This is a genomic window from Acidimicrobiales bacterium (assembly GCA_022452035.1).
Lineage (GTDB): Bacteria > Actinomycetota > Acidimicrobiia > Acidimicrobiales > MedAcidi-G1 > UBA9410.
The window spans coordinates 1-4334 of record JAKURV010000050.1 but is presented as its reverse complement, the minus strand read 5'-3'; the positions used below and the strand labels follow the sequence as shown (position 1 = coordinate 4334).

General features: G+C 64.4%; 5 protein-coding genes. All 5 read right to left on the bottom strand.

Going from position 1 to position 4334, the window contains the following annotated elements:
• Positions 1-45 precede the first annotated feature (45 nt).
• Positions 46-471, bottom strand: a complete 426-nt coding sequence (locus MK181_10730; GenBank protein ID MCH2420274.1) for an NUDIX domain-containing protein — start codon at positions 469-471, stop codon at positions 46-48.
• Positions 468-944 (bottom strand): GNAT family N-acetyltransferase, encoded by a 477-nt coding sequence (locus MK181_10725; protein ID MCH2420273.1) that lies wholly within the window; start codon positions 942-944, stop codon positions 468-470. Before MK181_10725 ends, MK181_10730 begins: the two co-directional genes overlap by 4 nt.
• Before the next feature lie 16 nt (positions 945-960).
• The gene (locus MK181_10720) at positions 961-1449 is read right to left on the bottom strand and encodes a hypothetical protein (GenBank protein ID MCH2420272.1); all 489 of its coding nucleotides are present in this window, start codon (positions 1447-1449) and stop codon (positions 961-963) included.
• Positions 1450-1518: 69 nt separating this feature from the next.
• Entirely contained in the window at positions 1519-3135 is a 1617-nt protein-coding gene (locus MK181_10715) for an FAD-dependent thymidylate synthase (GenBank protein ID MCH2420271.1), read from the bottom strand.
• A 55-nt stretch (positions 3136-3190) separates the two neighbouring features.
• A partial coding sequence (locus tag MK181_10710) for a M20 family metallopeptidase (GenBank protein MCH2420270.1) occupies positions 3191-4334 on the bottom strand: 1144 nt, incomplete at its 5' end.

The following is a 4334-nucleotide window of genomic DNA, read 5'->3' as shown; positions in this document are numbered from 1 at the left end:
ACCACGATGGGCCGGCCGCTGACCACCTACCTCGCCCAGGAAGGGTCAGCCGTCCAGCGGGAGAAGGAAATCGGGAACCAGTTCGTGCTCGGCGAGAAATGACCCCAGGCCATCAACCAGTTTCAGGCCACTTACGTCTGCCAGGGGGAACCACGCCGCTTCGTCGGCATCTGAGCCGGACACCGGAGGGTCGTCATCCAAGACGGTTACCTCGAAGTCCACGATCACGAAGTGATGCTCGGCCGACATCTGCTCCACCCAGCCAATCATCGGACCGCAGACCGCCACCAGGCCAGTTTCTTCTCGAAACTCCCTGACCACCGCGGCCACCATGGCTTCTCCCGCCTCTACCCGTCCACCGGGAAGAGACCACTGGCCCTGCCCGGGACTGGTACCCCGTCGAACTAGCAGTAGGTGGTCGCCGTCTATGGCCACGGCTCCGACGCACAGTTCCGGTCGCCCGACACTCACCGGTCGTCGAGCCAGCGGTGCACCATGATCGACCGGGCCACCATCCCGTGTGTCTCAAAGAAGTTCTTCGTTGCCCGGTCGCCGGGAAGGGCCACCGACTGGATGGCTCGGGCTCCGCGTTCCCGGGCTGCAGAAAGAAGACCGTCCAACAACGCCTCTCCTACTCCCACCGACCGGGCCGGCGGGTCAACGTAGACCTCTTCCACTACGGCATGACCGGTCCCGTCAGGTGCCGTTCCCACCACCATGAGGCCGTACCCGACCACCGCCTCATCCAACGCCCCTACCAGCACCACTGTCCCTGGATCCTCGAGGGCCGCGGCCATTCGGGCACTGGGATCGTCCCGGTGCGGATCCAGCCGATCTGCGACGTCCCCACCCTTCTTGTCCTGCAGCTCGTGCCGGGCCGCCACAGCCAGTGAGGAAAGTACCGCCAGGTCGGAGGGGACGGCCTGGCGGGCGGACTCCTCCATCAGCGTCGGCCTCCGCTTAGGAGATCGGTCCTCCGCAATGACCGCACTCGCCCATCTCGGCCACCGTCTTGGCCTGGACGAGCAGGAAACAGTGAGGGCAGTGAATCTCCGTCTCCTGCCGTTCAACCAGGCCGGCAGGAGACGGCGCCTTCGGGGGCGCTCCTTCTTCTTCTTCCTCTTCGTCGTCGTCGCTGGCGGCGATCCTGTCCTTCAGGATGGCGTCGAGGTCCGCCTCTACCTCGTCAGGATCGGGCTCGTCTTCCTCCTCGTCTCCAGCCGCATCGGCGGGACGCGCCCCGACCTCATCCTCATCCTCATCCTCATCCTCATCGGCGCCGGCTTCTCCGTCCTCGAACGGCTCTTCTGCGTCGCCGTCCTCCAGCGCTGCCTCCTCGAGCTCGCCACCCTCGATATCATCTTCCGCCGGATCGCCGGAGAACCCCTCGTCGGTCATCTCGTCGGTCAGCTCATCGGGTAGGTCGTCGCTCATCAGATCCTCAGACACGGCACTCGGAAGGTCGCGGCGGGATCATAGACACCTTCCCGACCCTTTCACGCCACTTGGGCGTCCTAGTCAGGTGTTACCGAGGGCTAGGCGCTTCTGTTCGGCTCGGCGCTCGGCCTCCAGCCGTTCAAGTTCCGGCTCGGTGGTGTGATCCACGTACGACATCATCTCGGCGACGGCGTGGTGGCCGGCTTCGTCAGCAATGAGTCGATGCATCTGCTGGGCGATCTGTCGGTAGGCAGGATGGCCCTGTGGAGTGGAGCGCAGTTCTAGGACGTGCATGGCTTCGCGGGCGTTCATGTGCATCAGGTAGCGGACTCGGTAAGCCAGCGAGACGGCGTATGGCGCCTGCTCCGGGAAGGGTTCCCGGAGGGCTTCGTGTAGGTCGTGGGACCGCTCCATAGCGGCGTCGAATCGGGCTCCTACGCCAGCCTCGTCCACCTCCGGCGGGCGGACGAAACCGTGGTCACAGCAGAGGCGCTGCCAGTCCAGGGTCAGCATCCTGTGTCGCTGCAGGTCCCGGAAGGCGCCATAGTCGGAAAGGATGTCGAATCGGTACGTTGGACGCTCTAGGGCCCGCCCCGGGCGGTGACGGCGGTTTTTCCGGTCTCCCACAAAGGCCCGAAGCACTGATAGGCGCTCCTCTACGCTCATCCCCCGAACTTTGGCCTCCACCTCCCGGTCGGAGCGATTGGTAACTGGGTAGAGGGCGGCGGCTACCAGTTTCACTTCGCCATCCGGGTCAAAGTCGGTGAGATCCACGACCGGGGAGCCGGCCACCGGGTCGCCGTCGGCGAACAGGCCCTCGGCCAAGTCCTCCAAGCGCTCTCGGATGTCCGCTCCGTAGCGGCCTGCCTCCTCCCCTCGGTCCGGGAGGTCCACCCGCTTGAGGAAGGACGGGATCACCTTGCGTAGTTCGCTGAGGATCATCTCGGCGTAGCTGCGAGCTTCGGGTAGAGGGTGGGCCCGCATCCGGACCAGGAGGGCTTCGTAAGCCTGTCCGGTTCCGTAGATCCCTACGTTTGACAGCGAGGCCGCTGGAAGCACGCCGCGGACCGCGTCGAATGCCTTGGCGGCTACGGCCTGGCGGTAGATGAAGTCGGAGTCGCCTTCGGACTTCGGCACTCGGCTGCGGAAATGGTCAGTCATGTCTCGAACCAGGTCGGCATAGACCTCGAACAGACGGTCCATGTCCGAGATGTATCGGGCTCCCAGCGCCGAGGACAGGACTTCCGGGTCCCGGTAGTAGCGAAATCGTCCTCCGAGCCGTGAGTCGTACGCGATGTATCGAGTGGACTGCTCGAGATAGGCCATGAGCCGACCCCATTCGAGGATCTTGGTGAGTATGTTGGAGGCCTGTTCACAGGCCAGGTGCACGCCCCCTAACTGGGCCACGCTGTCGTCGCCGTATTCGAAGAAGACCCTGTCGTAGAGTTCTTCGGCCCGACGAAGTCCAACGGTGGCGTCGATGCTCTCGTCGCCAGAGACGTCTAGCTCCCCGACGAACTCCTCCAGGAACAGTCGCCGAAGACTCTTGTCGGAACGGGAATACCGGGCGAAAAGAGCACCTTTCACCACCTCGGGCAGGTTGACCAGAGCGAAGACCGGCTGGTCTAGGTTCGTGAAATAGCGACGGAGGACATCAGCTTCGGCGGTGCTGAAATCCTCTGAGGGGTACGTTGTCACGAGGGCCGAACCTATGTCGCGGGTCGTCCACCAGCGCGGACACCCGAATCACCCATCAGGTCTCTATGGCGATGAACTCCGTACGGGCGGCGTCCAGGACAGCCGGGTCGGCCCAGCAATCCACCATGGTCAACGCCATTGCCTTGGCACCCTCGACGACAGCCCGATCCGCCTCCTCGAGAGCCGCGTAACGGGCGAAGTCCTCAGTGTGGATGGCCGTGCCGTGGGGCGCCACCTTGATCATGGGATGGATGCCCGGCACCAGATAACTCACGTTGCCCATGTCGGTACTCCCCACCACCTGATGGGTGATCGTGGGCTGGACGTCTCGACCGAACAGGGCGGCGTTGGCCACGTAGCGATCCAAAAGAACTCGGTTGTCGACCACCTCGTCGTAGGTCACAGGGTTCCAGTCGACTTGGACCGTGCACCCAGCCGCCGCCGCACCCGACTCCAGGCAAGCCGTCAAACGTTCCTTGAGAGCCCTTACACCCGCTCGATTCGGCGATCGGACGTACCAGGTGGCAGTGGTCCGCCGAGGGACGATGTTCGCCTTGTCGCCGGACTCGTTGAAGATCCCGTGGATCCGTTCGGTAGGGGCAATGTGTTGCCGCAAGGCAGCCACGTTCACATAGCCCAGGACCATCGCGTCCAAGGCGTTCAGCCCCTGTTCGGGAGCCGCCGCAGCGTGGGCTGCCCGACCCTCGTAGACGACCTGTGCCTGCTGAATTGCCAAGCTGGTGATGTTCTCCAGGTCGGCGTCGGCGGGGTGAACCATCATCGCCGCCTCCACGTCCTCAAAGGCACCGCGGTCCGCCATGATGACCTTGCCACCGCCACCCTCCTCGGCCGGCGTGCCGAGGATCCGGACCCGGCCTCCCATGTCGTCCGCCACCGCTGCCGCTGCGAGGCCGGCACCCAGGCCAGCCGTGGCGATCACGTTGTGCCCGCAGGCGTGCCCGATACCGGGCAATGCGTCGTATTCACACAGCACCGCCAACCGGGGTCCCTCGGTCCCGGCATCAGCCTCAAAGGCGGTATCGAGGCCGTAGGCGCCACGCACCACCGGCAGGCCCTGCTCGGCCAAGACGTCGGTCAGTAAGCCATGAGCGACATGTTCCTCGAAATTCAGTTCCGGTTCGGCATGAATAGCGTGCGAGGTCGCTACAAGCACATCGGCCAACTCGTCGACACGGTCG

Coding starts and splice junctions, on each gene's coding strand:
- MK181_10725 (MCH2420273.1), bottom strand. CDS start 944: ATGGAGGAGTCCGCCCGCCAGGCCGTCCCCTCCGACCTGGCGGTACTT.